This window comes from Nonomuraea sp. NPDC050153 (genome assembly GCF_044460125.1).
In the GTDB taxonomy this organism is placed as follows: Bacteria; Actinomycetota; Actinomycetes; order Streptosporangiales; family Streptosporangiaceae; genus Nonomuraea.
In genome coordinates this window covers 1-16,583 of the sequence record NZ_JBITJQ010000073.1, presented here as the reverse complement: position 1 = coordinate 16,583, position 16,583 = coordinate 1, and the positions used below count along the sequence as shown (strand labels likewise).

At 72.2% G+C, this 16,583-nt stretch carries 3 protein-coding genes; all 3 read left to right on the top strand.

The annotated features are described in order from the left end of the window. The first annotated feature begins 90 nt into the window (after positions 1-90). Positions 91-6,648 carry an amino acid adenylation domain-containing protein gene (locus tag ACIBQ1_RS61360; RefSeq protein ID WP_397292760.1) on the top strand — a complete coding sequence of 2,186 codons (6,558 nt, stop codon included), beginning with the start codon at positions 91-93 and terminating at the stop codon, positions 6,646-6,648. After that, the gene (locus ACIBQ1_RS61355) at positions 6,645-15,080 is read left to right on the top strand and encodes an amino acid adenylation domain-containing protein (RefSeq protein WP_397292759.1); all 8,436 of its coding nucleotides are present in this window, start codon (positions 6,645-6,647) and stop codon (positions 15,078-15,080) included. The genes ACIBQ1_RS61360 and ACIBQ1_RS61355 overlap by 4 nt, the downstream gene beginning before the upstream one ends. Continuing rightward, positions 15,080-16,583, top strand: a 1,504-nt coding sequence (locus ACIBQ1_RS61350; protein WP_397292758.1) for a condensation domain-containing protein, incomplete at its 3' end; no start/stop codon positions are given. The genes ACIBQ1_RS61355 and ACIBQ1_RS61350, both read left to right, overlap by 1 nt.

The following is a 16,583-nucleotide window of genomic DNA, read 5'->3' as shown; positions in this document are numbered from 1 at the left end:
GGCAAGCTGGATCGTCGTGCTTTGCCTGCTCCGGATCGTGCTGCTGTCGCGGGTGCTGGTCGTGGGCCGTCCGGTCCGCGGGAAGAGGCGTTGTGCGCGGCGTTCGCCGAGGTCCTGGGGGTGCCCGGGGTCGGGGTGGATGACGACTTCTTCGAGCTGGGCGGTCATTCACTGCTCGCCGTGCGGCTGGTGAGCCGCATCCGCGCCCTGCTGGGCGTGGAGATCGAGATCCGGGCGCTGTTTGAAACGCCGACCGTGGCCGGGCTGGCCGCAGGGCTGGACGAGGCGGGAACGGCACGTATCCCGTTGACGGCGACGGCGGCACGACCGGAGCGGGTGCCGTTGTCGTTCGCGCAGCAGCGGTTGTGGTTCATCGCCCAGTTGGAGGGCCCTGGCACCGCCTACAACGTCCCTGTCGTGCTGCGACTGTCGGGAGAAGTGGATCGCGACGCCCTCGGCCTGGCGCTGCGGGACGTGATCGGGCGGCACGAGGTGCTGCGCACGGTCTTCCCGGTCGCCGACGGCCGGCCGTACCAGCGTGTGCTCCAGCCGGACCAGCTTGAGTGGGCGATGCGGGTGACCGAGGTGTCGCCGGCGGAAAAGGACGCCGCAGTCACTGAGGCCGTGGCATACGCGTTCGACCTCACTGTGGACGTCCCGATCCGGGCCTGTCTGTTCGAGGCCGGGCCGGACGAGCGGGTCCTGGTGGTCGTCCTGCACCACATCGCGAGTGACGGGTGGTCGCGGGCGCCGCTGGCGCGGGACCTCTCCACGGCCTATGCGGCCCGCAGGGATGGGCGGGCGCCGCAGTGGATGCCGCTGCCGGTGCAGTACGCCGACTACGCGCTCTGGCAGCGCGATCTCCTGGGCGACGATCAGGACCCGGACAGCCTGATCACTGCCCAGACGGCCTACTGGCGCAGGACGCTGGCGGGCGTACCGGAGGAGCTGGAGCTGCCCTTCGACCGGCCGCGTCCGGCGGTGGCCTCGCATCGCGGGCACGGCGTGCCGGTGGAGATCCCGGCGGGCGTGCATGCGCGGCTGGTGGAGGTGGCGCGGGCCGAGGGCGTGACCACGTTCATGGTGGTGCAGGCGGCGTTGGCGGTGCTGCTGTCGAGGTTGGGCGCGGGGACCGACATCCCGATCGGCACGGCCAACGCGGGGCGTACGGATGAGGCGCTGGACGACGTGGTCGGCTTCTTCATCAACACGCTTGTTCTGCGCACCGATCTGTCCGGCGATCCGAGCTTTCGGGAGTTGCTGGGGAGGGTGAAGGAGACGAGCCTGGCGGCGCTCGGGCACCAGGACGTGCCGTTCGAGAAGCTTGTCGAGGAGCTGGCCCCGGCCCGGTCGCGCGCCCGCCACCCCCTCTTCCAGGTGCAACTCGACCTCCAGAACATCGCCGAGGCCGTGCTGGAGCTGCCCGGCGTGCGGGCGGGCGGCGTCCCGGCAGGGACGTCAGTGGCCAAATTCGACCTGGAAGTACGCCTCGGCGAGCTGTTCGACCCTGAAGGGATGCCCGGAGGGGTGCGAGGCTCGGTGATCGGGGCGGCCGACCTGTTCGATCCCGATTCGGTCGCCCGGATCGCGGCGGGGCTGACGCGAGTGCTGGAGTTGCTCGTCACCGACCCGGAATCCCCGATCGAGGCGGTTGCCGTGCTCGACGCGGACGAGCGGCACCGGGTGCTGGAGGAGTGGAACGACACGGCGGCTGAGCACACGGGCATCCCCGTGTTGGAGTTGTTCGAGGCGCAGGATTCGGGTGCGGTGGCGGTGGTCGCCGACGGGGCCGAGGTCTCTTACGGGGAGTTGGATGAGCGGGCCAACCGGCTGGCGCATGTCCTGATCGGCGAGGGTGTTCAGGCCGAGTCGGTGGTGGGCGTCTGCTTGGAGCGTGGTGTCGATCTGGTCGTCGCGTTGCTGGCGGTGTGGAAGGCGGGGGCGGCGTATGTGCCGATTGATCCCCGGCAGCCGGTGGAGCGGATCGCGTTCATGCTGGCCGACAGCCGTGCGGTGGTGACGGTGACGAGCGCGGAGATCGCCGAGGAACTGCCCGCGGGCCGCAGCCGCATGCTCACCCTGGACGACACCTTCACCGAGATGCGACTGGCCGCCGCGCCCGCGACCAGGCCCGAGCGGGTGATGCTCGGCGAGCAGGCGGCCTACCTCATCTACACCTCCGGTTCGACGGGCCGGCCGAAGGGCGTGGTGGTCACCCAGGCAGGGTTGGCCAACTATGTGGGCTGGGCTGCTGGTGCTTATCGGGTGGGTGGTGGGGCGCCGTTGCATTCGTCGATGGCCTTCGACCTGACGGTGACGAGTGTGTGGGTGCCGTTGGTGTCGGGGGCGGTGGTGGCGGTGAGTGCGGAGGGTGGTGCTGAAGGTCTGGCGGGGGTTTTGTCGGGTGGGTTGGGGTTGGTGAAGGTTGTTCCGGCGCATTTGGCGTTGTTGGCCGAGTCGGTGCGGGGGGATGTCGGGCGGACGTGGGTGGTGGGTGGTGAGGCGTTGCCGGGTGGGTTGGTGCGGTCGTGGTTGGCGGGGTCTCCGGGGTCGGTGGTGGTGAATGAGTATGGGCCGACGGAGACGACGGTCGGGTGTTGTGTGTTTGAGGTGCGGGCGGGTGATGAGGTCGGGGAGTCGGTGCCGATCGGGCGTCCGATCGCCAATTGCCGTCTGTATGTGTTGGATGAGTGGTTGCGGCCGGTTCCGCCTGGGGTGGCGGGTGAGTTGTACATCGCCGGTGCGCAGGTCGCGCGCGGTTATGTCGGACGTCCGGGGTTGACCGCGGAGCGGTTCGTGGCCTGCCCGTACGAGCCCGGTGCCCGGATGTACCGCAGCGGCGATCGCGTGCGATGGACCTCCGACGGGCAACTGATGTTCCTGGGCCGAGTCGACGACCAGGTGAAGATCCGCGGATTCCGCATCGAGCCCGGCGAGGTCGAAGCCGTGCTGAGCGCGCACCCGCTGGTATCCGGTGCGGCCGTGATCGCCAGGCAGGACACGCCCGGTGACACCCGGCTCGTGGCGTACGTCGTCGGTGATGACGGGCTTCCTGATCTCGTGCGCCGCTTCCTCGCCGATCGGCTGCCCGACTACATGCTGCCATCGGCGATCGTGGCCTTGCCGGCGCTCCCCCTGACCGCGAACGGCAAGGTGGACCGCAGGGCGCTACCCGCCCCCGAACACACGACCGGCACCGGCCGAGGACCGGCCACGGCTCGGGAGGAGCTGCTGTGCCGGGCGTTCGCCGAGGTCCTGGGCGTGACTGAGGTCGGTGTGGACGACGACTTCTTCGCCCTCGGCGGCCACTCGCTGCTGGCGGTGCGGCTGGTCAGCCGGGTGCGGGCGCTGCTGGGTGTCGAGCTGGCCCTGTCGGTGCTGTTCGAGGCGCCGACGGTGGCCGCGCTGGCGGCTTGTTTGGCGGAGGCCGGGAAGGCCCGGGTCCCGTTGACGGTGATGGAGCGGCCGGAGCGGGTGCCGTTGTCGTTCGCGCAGCAGCGGTTGTGGTTCATCAGCCAGCTTGAGGGGCCCAGCCCCACGTACAACATCCCGATCGTGCTGCGGCTGGGCGGGGAGGTGGACGTCGAGGCGTTGGGGCTGGCGCTGCGGGATGTGATCGGGCGGCACGAGGTGCTGCGGACGGTGTTCCCCGCCGTGGACGGTGAGCCCTACCAGCAGGTCGTCGACGACCCTGGCTGGGGGCTGGCGGTGGCCGAGGTGGCGCCGGCCGAGCTGGACGCCGCGGTCGCGGAGGCGGCGAGCCATCCGTTCGATCTCACTGTTGAGGTCCCGATCCGGGCCTGGTTGTTCGAGGCGGGGCCGGACGAGAGGGTCCTGGTGGTGGTGATCCACCACATCGCGAGTGACGGGTGGTCGCGGGCGCCGCTGGCGCGGGACCTCTCCATGGCCTATGCGGCCCGCAGGGATGGGCGGGCGCCGCAGTGGACGCCGCTGCCGGTGCAGTACGCCGACTACGCGCTCTGGCAGCGTGACGTGCTGGGCGACGATCAGGACCCGGACAGTCTGATCGCGGACCAGGTCGCGTACTGGCGGGACGCGCTGAATGACCTCCCCGACGAGCTGGAGCTGCCGATCGACCGGCCGCGTCCGGCGGTGGCCTCGCATCGCGGGCACGGCGTGCCGGTGGAGATCCCGGCGGGCGTGCATGCGCGGCTGGTGGAGGTGGCGCGGGCCGAGGGCGTGACCACGTTCATGGTGGTGCAGGCCGCGTTGGCGGTGCTGCTGTCGCGGCTGGGCGCGGGGACCGACATCCCGATCGGCACGGCCAACGCGGGGCGTACGGATGAGGCCCTGGACGACCTGGTCGGCTTCTTCATCAACACTCTCGTGCTGAGGACCGACCTGTCCGGCGATCCGAGCTTCCGGGAGTTGCTGGGGAGGGTGAAGGAGACGAGCCTGGCGGCGCTCGGGCACCAGGACGTGCCGTTCGAGAAGCTTGTCGAGGAGCTGGCCCCGGCCCGGTCGCGCGCCCGCCACCCCCTCTTCCAGGTCGTGATCACGCTGCAGAACACCGGGGAAGCGCAGCTGGACCTGCCCGAGGTTCACACCGACGAGCTGGCCGCCGGGACGCCGGCGGCCAAGTTCGACCTGGACCTGCGGCTCGGCGAGACGTTCGACCCCCAGGGGACGCCCGCCGGCGTGCGCGGCGCGCTGATCGGGGCGGCCGACCTGTTCGACCCGCCCACGGTGGCCCGCATCGCGGCCCGCCTCACCCGGCTGCTGGAGCAACTCGTCACCGACCCCCGAACCCGGCTCGGCTCGGTGGAGGTGCTCGACGCCGACGAGCGGCGGCGGGTGCTGACCGAGTGGAACGCGGCCCCGGTCGAGGCCGAGCCCGCCACGCTGCCCGAGCTGTTCGAGGCCCAGGTGGCCAGGACACCGCACGCGACCGCCGTCGTGTCGGGCGACGTCAGCGTGACCTACGCCGAGCTCGACGAGCGCGCCGACCGGCTCGCCAGGCTGCTGATCGGGCGCGGCGTCGGCCCCGAGTCGGTGGTCGGCGTCTGCCTGGAACGCGGGATCGACCTGGTCGTGGCCGCGCTCGGCGTGCTCAAGGCAGGCGGCGCGTACCTGCCGATCGACCCGGCCTACCCGGCCGAGCGGATCGCGTATTCGCTGGCCGACGCCCGAGCCCGGCACGTGCTCAGCTCGGGGGCCCTGCGCGATCACCTGCCGGAGAGCATCCCCTGCCTGCTCGTGGACGACCCGGCCGAACCCGGGGCCGCGCGGCGCGAGCCGCTCTCGCCCGACCACCCCGCGTACGTGATCTACACCTCCGGCTCGACCGGCCGCCCCAAGGGCGTGGCCGTCACGCACGCCAACGTCACCCGCCTGTTCGCGCAGACGCGCGGGATGCTGGAGTTCGGCCCCGACGACGTGTGGAGCTGGTTCCACTCGTTCGCGTTCGACTTCTCGGTGTGGGAGCTGTGGGGCGCGCTCCTGCACGGCGGGCGCGTCGTGGTGGTGCCGTACGAGGTGTCCCGGTCGCCGGAGAGGTTCCTCACCCTCGTCGAACGCGAGCGCGTGACGCTGCTCAGCCAGACCCCGTCGGCGTTCTACCAGCTCATGGCCGTCGAGGAGCGCCGTCCCGAGGCGGTCGCGGCGGTGCGCGCTGTGGTGTTCGGCGGCGAGGCGCTCGATCCGGCGCGGCTGGCCGGCTGGTGGGAGCGCCACGGCGACGACGACCCGCGGCTGATCAACATGTACGGCATCACGGAGACGACCGTCCACGTCACCTTCCACGAGCTGAACGCCCGCGGCGACGCCCCGGGCAGCGTCGTCGGCCGCGGCATCCCGGGACTCGGCGTGTACGTGCTCGACGAACGGCTGCGCCCGGTGCCGGTCGGGACCGCGGGCGAGGTGTACGTGTCCGGCGGGCAGCTCGCCCGAGGCTACCTCGGCCGGCCGGAGCTGACCGCGCAGCGGTTCGTGGCCTCGCCGTTCGGCCCGGCCGGGGAGCGCATGTACCGGACGGGCGACCGGGCGCGGTGGAACGCCGGCGGCCGGCTCGTGTTCGCCGGTCGCGCCGACGACCAGGTGAAGATCCGCGGCTTCCGGATCGAGCCGGGCGAGGTGCAGGCCGTGGTGGCCGCGCATCCGGAGGTGGCGCAGGCGGCCGTGATCGCCCGCGAGGACGCGCCGGGCGACGTCCGCCTCGTCGCCTACGTCGTGCCGGCCGCGGGCGCGGACGACCCCGCCGAGTCCGTACGGAGCTTCGCCGCCGGACGGCTGCCCGGCCACATGGTGCCGGCCGCGGTCGTCACCATGGACGCGCTGCCGCTCACGGTCAACGGCAAGCTCGACCGCCGGGCCCTGCCGGCACCGCAGTACGCGGCAGGCGCCGGCCGTCCCCCCGCCGACGCCCGTGAGGAGCTGCTGTGCGCGGCGTTCGCCGACGTCCTGGGGCTGCCCGAGGTCGGCGTCGACGACGACTTCTTCGCGATCGGCGGGCACTCGCTGCTGGCGGTGCGGCTGATGAGCCGGATCAGGACGGTGCTGGGCGTCGAGGCCGACCTCGCGGCACTGTTCGACGCGCCTACCGTGGCCGGGCTCGCGCGGCGGCTCGGCGACGAGAGATCGAGCAGACCGGCGTTGCAGCCGATGCGCACCCAGGAGGAGTCCCGATGATCCCGTTGTCGTATGCGCAGCGCCGGTTGTGGTTCCTCGGACAGCTCGAAGGGCCGGGTGCGACGTACAACATCCCCGTCGTACGGCCGCTGCCCGGGCCGGTCGACCGGGACGCGCTCCACGCCGCGCTCAGGGACGTGATCGGGCGCCACGAGGCGCTGCGCACGATGGTCGCGACCGTGGACGGCGAGCCGTGCCAGCGGATCGTCCCGCTCGACGAGCTGGCGTGGGAGCTGTCGGCCGCCGAGGTCGCACCCGCCGACCTGGACGACGCGGTCGCCGCGGCCACGCGGCACCCGTTCGACCTGGCCCGCGAGGTGCCGATCCGGGCCTGGCTGCTTTCGGCGGGGCCGGACGAGCGCGTGCTGGTCGTGGTGCTGCATCACATCGCCGGCGACGCCTGGTCGATGGGCCCGCTCACCCGGGACGTCGCCACCGCCTACGCCGCCCGCCGCGCCGGGAAAGCCCCGGAATGGGAGCCGCTGCCCGTCCAGTACGCCGACTACACGCTGTGGCAGCGCAAGCTGCTCGGCGACGAGGCGGACCCCGGGAGCGTCGTCTCCCGCCAGCTCGCCCACTGGCGCGAGGCGCTGGCCGGCGCGCCCGCCGAGCTGGCGCTGCCCTTCGACCGGGCCCGCCCGCCGGTGGCCTCCTACCGGGGGCTGAGCGAGCACCTGGAGATTCCCGCCGCCGTCCACGCCCGGCTCGCGGAGGTGGCGCGCGCCGAGGGCGTGACCGTGTTCATGGTCCTGCAGGCCGCACTCGCCGTGCTGCTGTCGCGGCTCGGAGCCGGAACCGACGTCCCGATCGGCACGGACGTCGCCGGACGCACCGACGAGGCGCTGGACGACCTGGTCGGCTTCTTCGTCAACACCCTGGTCCTGCGTACCGACCTGTCCGGCGACCCCGCCTTCCGCGAGGTGCTGGCCCGGGTCAGGAAGGCGGACCTGGCCGCGTTCAAGCACCAGGACGTGCCGTTCGACAAGGTCGTCGAGCACCTCGCGCCGGCCCGCTCGCTGGCACGGCACCCGCTGTTCCAGGTCATGCTCACCCTGCAGAACGCCGCCGGCGCCGTCACCGGCACGCCCGCCGCACCCGCTGCCGCGGCGGGGGCGCTGGGCGCGAAGTTCGACCTTGAGGTGTCGTTCGGCGAGCTGCAGGACACGGCGGGCGCCCCGGCCGGGCTGCGCGGCGTGATCACCGCGGCGGCCGACGTGTTCGACCGGGACACCGTCGCGGCGCTGGCCGGGCGGCTGACCCGGGTGCTGGGGCAGGTCGCCGTCGACCCGTCGGTACGCCTGTCCGCCGTGGACGTCCTCGACCCCGCCGAGCGGCGCCGCGTGCTGGTGGAGTGGAACAAGGTCTCCTCCGCGTCCGTCCCGGTGCCCGCCGACATGCGGCCCCTCGCCACCCGGGCGTACGTCCTGGACGAGTACCTCACCCCCGCGCCGGTCGGCGTCGTCGGCGACCTGTACGTGGCCGCCGCCGGGCTCAGCCCCGAGCAGTTCGTGGCCAACCCGTTCACCGCCGACGGGACGCTGCTGTACCGCACCGGTGACCGGGCCCGCTGGGCCGCCCACGGCGAGCTCGTCATCGTGCCCCGCCCCGCCGAGGACCGCCGGCTCGTCGCCTACGTGGTGCCCGCGCCCGGGGCCGTCGTGGACGCGGCCGAGCTGAAGGCGTTCGCCCGCGAGCACCTGCCCGAGTCGATGGTGCCCGTCGCCGTGATGACCCTCGACGAGCTGCCGCTCACGCCCAACGGCAAGGTCGACACCAAGAACCTCCCGAGACCCGACCTCGCGGCGGCGGCCGGCACCGGCCGGGGCCCGCTCGACGCGCGCGAGGAGCTGCTGTGCGCGGCGTTCGCCGACGTCCTGGGGCTGCCCGAGGTCGGCGTGGACGACGACTTCTTCGCGCTCGGCGGCCACTCGCTGCTCGCCATCCGCCTGGCGGAGCGGCTGCGCGCCCAGGGCGTGGACGTGCCCGTACGCGCCCTGTTCGAGACTCCCACCCCGGCCGGCCTGGCCGCGACGGCGGGCGTGGAGCGGGTGGCGGTGCCCGGCAACCTGATCCCCGCCGGGGCGACGGAGATCACCCCCGAGATGCTGCCGCTGCTGGACCTGACCGCCGAAGAGGTGGCGCGGGTCGTGGCCACCGTCGAGGGCGGCGCCCCCAACGTGGCCGACGTGTATCCGCTCGCGCCGCTCCAGGAAGGGCTCCTGTTCCACCACCTCCTCGCGGAGGGCGGCCAGGACGCGTACGTGATGCCGACGGTGCTGGAGTTCGGCGACCGCGACCGCCTCGACGCCTTCCTGCGGGCGTTACAGCAGGTCGTGAACCGGCACGACATCTACCGTACCTCGATCGTGTGGGACGGCCTGCGCGAGCCCGTCCAGGTGGTGTGGCGGCACGCGGTCCTGCCCGTCGAAGAGGTCACGCTGGACCCGTCGGGCGCCGACCCGGTGGCCGAGCTGGTGGCGCGCGGCGGCGCGTCCATGGACCTGGGCCGCGCTCCCATGATCGGCGTGCACACGGCGGCCCTGCCGGGCGGCCGGCGGGCGGCCCTGGTCAGGGTGCACCACATGGTGCAGGACCACATGGCGCTGGAGGTGCTGCTCGCCGAGGTCCTGGCCTTCCTCGACGGCCGCGCGGCGGAGCTGCCCGAGCCGCTGCCGTTCCGCGACTTCGTGGCCCAGGCCCGCGCCGCCGGCCAGGCCGATCACGAACGGTACTTCGCCGACCTGCTCGGCGACGTGACCGAGCCGACCGCCCCGTTCGGGCTGGTGGAGGCCCGGGGCGACGGAAGCGGCGTCGTACGGGAGGCGGTGCCGTTCCCCGCGGCGGTCGAGCGGCGGCTGCGCGCGGTCGCCCGGCGGCTCGGGGTCAGCGCCGCGACACTCCTGCACGTGGCCTGGGCGCGGGTGGTCGCGGCGGTGTCCGGCCGGGACGACGTGGTCTTCGGCACGGTCCTGTTCGGCCGCATGCACGCCGGGCTCGCCGCGGGCCAGGTTCCCGGGCCCTACATCAACACCCTTCCGGTACGCGTACGCACGCACGAGCTCACCGTGCTGAGCGCCGTGGCCGCCATGCGCGGGCAGCTTGCCCGGCTCATGGAGCACGAGCACGCGCCGCTGACGGTCGCGCGGCAGGCCAGCGGCGTGGTGGGCGACGCGCCGCTGTTCACCTCCTTTCTCAACTACCGGCACAACACCGGGCGGGGCGGCGACGGCAGGCGGGCGCCTGAGGGGATCCGGCTGCTGCTCGCCCGTGAGCGCACCAACTATCCGCTCGGGGTGGCGGTCGAGGACGACGGGGACGAGCTCGCGGTCACCGTGGACGCGGTCGCCCCCATCGACGCCAGGGCGGTGGGGGTGCTGGCACTCACCGCCGCGCGGAATCTCGTGGCGGCGCTGGAGGACGCGCTGGACGGGGGGCCGGACCTGGCGCTCGGCGCGGTGGAGGTCCTGGACACGACCGAGCTGGGGCGGGTCCTGCGGGAGTGGAACGACACGGCGGCCGAGGTGCCCGGTGCGACGTTGACGGAGCTGTTCGAGGGGCAGGCGGGCCGTACGCCGGACGCGGTGGCGGTGGTCGCCGGCGGTGTGACGTTGTCGTATGCGGAGGTGGACGAGCGGGCCTCGCGGTTGGCGGGGCTGCTGCGCCGCCGTGGTGTCGGGCCCGAGTCGGTGGTCGCGGTGGCCATGGAGCGCGATGCGGACCTGGTCGTCGCCCTGCTGGCGGTGCTCAAGGCCGGAGGCGCCTATCTGCCGATCGATCCGGAGTACCCGGCGGAGCGGGTTGCCTACATGCTGCGTGACGCCGCCCCGGTCGTGGTTCTCGCCTCGCCGGGCACGGCTGCGCTGTTGCCGCCGTCGGAAGTGGAAACGTTCGTCGTGGACGGCACGTATGCCGGCGAACCTCTTCGGAGCGGGGAGACGCCATCGCCCGACCACCCGGCGTACGTGATCTACACCTCGGGTTCGACAGGCCGTCCGAAGGGCGTGGTGATCTCCCATAGGGCGCTGGTCAACCACCTCGGCGCGGCCGGTGAGCGGGTGCCGCTCGGCGGTGCGGACTGCCTGGTCGCGGTGACGACGGTGTCCTTCGACATCGCGGCCCTGGAACTGTTCCTGCCGCTCGTGCGCGGGGCCCGGGTGCTGCTGGCGCCACGGGAGACGGTACGCGACCCGGCCGCTCTGCTGGACCTGGTGCGGGACGGCGGCGTGACGGTCATGCAGGCGGTGCCGTCGCTGTGGCGGGCCCTGCTGGACGCCGGCGCCTGGCCGGATGGGGTGCGGATGCTGGTCGGCGGCGAGGCGCTGCCGGGGGAGCTGGCCGCCCGGATCCAGGTTCTCGGCGCGCGGGCCGAGAACATGTACGGCCCGACGGAGGCCACCGTGTGGGCGACGTCGGCGGCGGTCGGCGAAGGACCGGTCGTGATCGGGCGGCCCTTCGCGAACACCCGGGCATATGTGCTGGACAAGGCGCTGCGGCCGGTGGCTCCCGGGGTCACGGGCGAGCTGTATCTGGCGGGCGTGCAACTGGCGCGCGGTTACCTGCGTCGACCGGGGCTGACCGCGGAGCGGTTCGTGGCCGCGCCGTTCGGCCCGGTCGGCGAGCGGATGTACCGGACCGGTGACCTGGCGCGGTGGCAGGCCGACGGGACGTTGGAGTGTCTCGGGCGCGTCGACGACCAGGTCAAGGTGCGGGGCTTCCGGATCGAGCTGGGCGAGATCGAGGCGGTGCTCGAACGCCATGACCGGGTGGCGCTGGCGGCCGTGGCGGTACGCGAGGATCCGGGCGGTGGCGGGGTGCGGCTGGTCGGCTACGTCGTCCCGGCTGACGGGCACGCCGCATCCGACATTCCTGACTTGCGGGAATTTGTCGGGCGACACTTGCCCGCGTACATGGTGCCGGCCACGGTGATGGCACTCGACGCGCTGCCCCTGACGGCGAACGGGAAGGTGGATCGCCGCTCTCTGCCTGCTCCCGAGTTCGCGGGCGGCGCGGGGCGTGGTCCGGCGACCCTGCAGGAGGAGCTGCTCTGCGGTGTCTTCGCCGAGATCCTCGGGCTGGCCGAGGTGGGGGTGGAGGACGACTTCTTCGCGCTGGGCGGGCACTCGCTGCTGGCGGTGCGGCTGATCAGCCGGGTCCGGACGGTGCTCGGGGTGGAGGTACCCCTGCGGCTGCTCTTCGAGGCCCCGACGGTGGCCGGGCTGGCGGCTCGGCTCGGCGGTGTCCCGGATGCCCGTGTTCCGCTGGCGGCGATGGAGCGACCGGAACGGGTGCCGTTGTCGTTCGCGCAGCGGCGGCTCTGGTTCCTGGGGCGGCTGGAAGGGCCGAGCGCGACGTACAACATCCCGGTTGTGCTCCGGCTTTCCGGGGGTGTTGATCGGGCGGCGTTGAACGCCGCGCTGCGGGATGTGCTCGGGCGGCACGAGGTGCTGCGGGCCGTGTATCTCGAGGTGGACGGGGAGCCGTACCAGCAGGTCGTGAACGAGCCCGACTGGGAGCTGGCCGTGGCCGAGGTGGCTCCGGCCGAGCTCGACGCCGCGGTGGCGGAGGTGGTGGGGCGGGCCTTCGATCTGACCGTGGATCTGCCGATCCGGGCCTCGTTGCTTTCGGACGGGTCGGGGGAGCAGGTGCTGGTGGTGGTGATCCATCACATCGCCGGTGACGGGTGGTCGTTGGGGCCGTTGGCGCGGGATGTGTCGGTGGCGTACGCGGCTCGGTGTGGTGGTGTGGCTCCGGGGTGGGAGCCGTTGCCCGTTCAGTACGCGGATTACGCGTTGTGGCAGCGGGAGCTTCTCGGGGACGAGGGTGACGGCGGCAGCGTGATGTCGCGGCAGGTGGCGTACTGGCGGGAGGCGTTGGCGGGGGCGCCGGAGGAGCTGGCGTTGCCGGTGGATCACGTGCGGCCGGCGGTGGCTTCTTATCGTGGGCACTCGGTTCCGGTGGAGGTTCCGGCGGAGGTGCATGCGCGGCTGGTGGAGGTGGCGCGGGCCGAGGGCGTGACCACGTTCATGGTGGTGCAGGCCGCGTTGGCGGTGCTGCTGTCGCGGCTGGGCGCGGGGACCGACATCCCGATCGGTGCGGCGAACGCGGGGCGTACGGATGAGGCGCTGGAGGACCTGGTCGGCTTCTTCGTCAACACCCTGGTCGTACGCGTGGACCTGTCAGGGGATCCGACGTTCCGGGAGCTGCTCCGGCGCGTGCGGAGGGCGAGTCTGGCCGCCTTCGATCATCAGGAGGTGCCGTTCGAGCGGCTGGTGGAGGAGCTCGCGCCCGCACGGTCGATGGCTCGGCATCCGCTCTTCCAGGTGATGCTGACGCTCCAGAATACCGGTGAGGCGGAGCTGGAGCTGCCGGGTGTGGGGGCTTCGGGGCTGCCGGTGGCCGCGGCCGCCAAGTTCGATCTGGAGCTGGGGTTGGCGGAGGTGGCCGGCCCCTCGGGAACGGCGATGGGGCTGCGCGGATCTCTGGTGGCTGCCGCGGATCTGTTCGATCGGGAGTCGGTCGAAAGGCTGGTCGCGCGGTGGGTGCGAGTGCTGGATGTGCTGACGAGCGCGCCGCGGACGCGGTTGGGCGGCGTCGATGTGCTGGATGCCGGGGAGCGGCGGCAGGTGCTTGTGGAGTGGAACTCGACGGACGCCGAGGTGCCGCCCGCGACGCTGACGCAGCTGTTCGAGGCGCGGGTGGCGGCGGTTCCGGATGCGGTGGCGGTGGTCGGTGACGGGGTGGAGTTGTCGTTCGCCGAGGTGGATGGGCGGGCGAACCGGTTGGCGCGGTTGTTGGTGGGGCGGGGTGTCGGGGTGGAGTCGGTGGTGGGGGTGTGCTTGGAGCGTGGTGTCGATCTGGTGGTCGCGCTGCTGGCTGTGCTCAAGGCGGGGGCGGCGTATCTGCCGGTGGATCCGGACTACCCGGTGGAGCGGATGGCCTACCTGGTGGAGCAGACCGGTGCCGCGTGCGTGATCGCTTCGGCGGGTGTGGGGCTGCCTGCCGGTGCGGTGCGGGTCGAGGTGGAGGACGCGGCGGGGCTGTCGGGCGAGCCGCTGACGGAGGACGAGCGTGGCGGCGCGCTGGATGGGGGGAACGCGGCGTATGTGATGTTCACCTCCGGTTCGACGGGTCGGCCGAAGGGGGTGGTGGTGCCGCATGCGGGTGTGGTGAACCGGCTGGTTTGGATGCAGGAGCGCTTGCGGTTGGCGGCTGGTGAGCGGGTGCTGCAGAAGACGTCGTTCGGGTTCGACGTGTCGGTGTGGGAGTTTTTCTGGCCGTTGTTGTGGGGTGGGGTGTTAGTGCTGGCGCGTCCTGGCGGGCATCGGGATGCGGCGTATTTGGCGGAGCTGATTCGTTCTGCGCGGGTGTCGGTGGCGCATTTCGTGCCGTCGATGTTGGAGGTGTTCCTGGCCGAGCCCGCCGCCTCGGGGTGCACCGGCCTGCGGTGGGTGGTCTGCTCCGGTGAGGCGCTGCCCGCGCATGTGGTGCGGCGGTTCTCCGAGGTGCTGGATGGGGTGGGGCTGGAGAACTATTACGGTCCGACGGAGGCGTCGATTGATGTGACCGCCTGGCGGTGTGTTCCTGGTGAGTCGGTGCCGATCGGGCGGCCGGTGGCCAACACGCGGGTGTTCGTGCTGGATGAGTTTCTTCGGCCGGTGCCGCCGGGGGTGGTGGGCGAACTGTATCTGGCCGGGATACAGCTGGCGCGCGGCTATGCCGGTCGTGCGGGATTGAGCGCCGGGCGGTTTGTGGCGTGTCCGTTCGGGGCCGGTGAGCGGATGTATCGGACTGGGGATCGAGTGAGCTGGTCGGCCGGGGGCGAGCTGATGTTCGCGGGCCGGGCGGATGACCAGGTGAAGATCCGTGGGTTCCGGGTGGAGCCGGGTGAGGTCAGCACGGTGCTGGCCGCTTGCCCCGGTGTCGGCCAGGTCGCGGTGGTCGCGCGGGAGGACGCGCCGGGGGATGTGCGGCTGGTGGCCTACGTGGTCCCCGCCATGGCCGATGCCGAGACGGTGCGGCGGTTCGCGGCAGAGCGGTTACCGGAGTACATGGTGCCGTCCGCCGTGGTCGGGCTGGACGCGCTGCCGGTGTCGGTCAACGGCAAGCTGGATCGCAGAGCGTTGCCCGCTCCCGAGTACCGCGTGAGCGCTCGTCGAAAACCCGCCAGCCGCGAGGAAGAGATCTTGTGCGAGGCGTTCGCGCAGGTGCTCCGTCTGGAGAGCGTCGGGGTCGATGACGACTTCTTCGCGCTGGGCGGGCATTCGCTGCTCGCGGTGCGGCTGGTCAGCCGGATCCGGGCGGCGTTGGGAGTGGAGGTGCCGTTGAAGGTCCTGTTGGAGGACCCGACGGTTGCGGGACTTGCACGACAGCTCGGCCATCTCAAGTCAGCGAGGCCGGCGTTGCGGCCCATGCGTACCCAGAAGGAGTCCTGATGATTCCGTTGTCTTTCGCGCAGCGCCGGTTGTGGTTCGTCGCTCAGTCGGAAGGGCCGAGCGCGACCTACAACATGCCGGTCGTGCTGAGGCTGTCGGGAGCGGTGGACCGGCATGCCCTGGGGCTGGCGCTCCGGGATGTGATCGAGCGGCACGAAGTGCTGCGCACGGTCTTCCCGGTGGCGGAGGGGGAGCCGTACCAGGAAGTGGTGGCCTTCGAGGAGCTGGCGTGGGAGCTGGCGGTGACCGAGGTCGCTGCCGACGAGCTGCCCGCGGTGGTGGCGGGGGCGGCCGCGTACGCCTTCGACCTGTCGTCGGAGGTGCCGATCCGGGCGTGGCTGTTCGAGTCCGCCGGGACGGATGAGCGGGTGCTGGTGGTCGTCGTCCATCACATCGCCAGTGACGGATGGTCGATGGGGCCGCTGGCGCGTGACGTGTCGCTGGCTTATGCGGCGCGCTGCCAGGGGCAGGCCCCGGCGTGGGAGCCGCTGCCGGTGCAGTACGCGGACTACACGCTGTGGCAGCGTGAGCTGCTCGGTGACGAGCAGGACCCGGACAGTCTGGTCTCCACTCAGATGGCGTACTGGCGCGAGACGCTGGCCGGTGTTCCGGAGGAGCTGGAGCTGCCGTTCGATCGGCCGCGGCCGGCGGTGGCGTCGCACCGTGGCCACACGGTGCCGATCGAGGTGTCCGCGGAGGTGCACGCGCGGCTCGCGGAGCTGGCCCGGTCCGAGGGCGTGACCATGTTCATGGTGGTGCAGGCCGCGCTTGCCGTGTCGTTGTCGCGGCTGGGGGCCGGGACGGACATCCCGATCGGCACGACGGTGGCCGGTCGTACGGACGTCGCTCTGGATGACCTGGTGGGCTTCTTCGTCAACAACGTGGTGCTGCGGACTGACCTGTCCGGCGATCCGACGTTCATCGACGTGCTGTCCCGGGTGCGGCAGGTCGGGTGGACCGCGTTCGCGCACCAGGAGCTGCCGTTCGAGCGGCTCGTGGAGGAGCTGGCGCCGGCGCGGTCGATGGCGCGGCATCCGCTGTTCCAGGTGATGTTCAAGGTGCAGAACAACGCCGAGGCGGTGCTGGAGCTGCCGGGAACGCGGGCCGAGGGCGTGTCCGCAGCCGTGTCGGCAGAGGTCTCGGCAGGGATGTCGGCGGCGAAGTTCGATCTGGACTTCACGGTGGAGGAGGTGCCCGGACCCGGTGGGTTGCGGGGGTCGTTGGTGGCGGCGGCGGATCTTTTCGATCGGTCGTCGGCGGAGGTGGTGGTGGCGCGCCTGGTGCGAGTGCTGGAGGCGGTGACCGCTGAGCCGTTGACGCGGCTGAGTGAGGTGGAGGTGTTGGACGAGGTCGAGCGTCATCGGGTGTTGGTGGAGTGGAACGACACGGCGGCCGAGGTGTCCGGTGAGTCGTTGGTGGAGTTGTTTGAGGCGCAGGTGGCGCGGTCGCCGGGGGCGGTGGCGTTGGTGGCTGGTGGGGTGGGGTTGTCGTATGTGGAGGTGG